This is a genomic window from Psychroserpens mesophilus, assembly GCF_050617655.1.
Lineage (GTDB): Bacteria > Bacteroidota > Bacteroidia > Flavobacteriales > Flavobacteriaceae > Psychroserpens > Psychroserpens mesophilus_A.
Genome location: NZ_JBODQC010000094.1, coordinates 1 through 336, shown reverse-complemented (window position 1 = coordinate 336; position 336 = coordinate 1). Strand labels below are relative to the sequence as shown.

Below are 336 nucleotides of genomic sequence, written 5' to 3'. Positions count from 1 at the left end.
CTATATCCTGAACCATTCGGGTTGCTCCTATTGCCTGGTGTCCTGCCAGGAAGTGTACGAAAAAGTGGCCGCCATCCGCGGGAAGGTCCCAAAACTCAAAGAGGTTTACAGCTTCGACAAACTGCCGGATTGCAAGAATTGGCAGGAATTGTTGGACCTGGGAGCGGATACGGGAAACCAGGACGAGGTTGAGGCCCGGAAAGCAGCGGTACACCCCGGCGACCTGGCCACGCACATCTATACGTCCGGCACTACCGGCAAGCCCAAGGGCGTAATGCTGTCCCACGACAATATCGTATCCAATGTGATAGCCAGCGACCGGCGGGTGCCGTTTGA

At 56.5% G+C, this 336-nt stretch carries 1 protein-coding gene; it reads left to right on the top strand.

From position 1 onward, the window contains the following. Nucleotides 1–336 (top strand): AMP-binding protein (locus ACRHNM_RS16475; protein WP_431137717.1); only part of this gene is annotated, 336 nt, incomplete at both ends.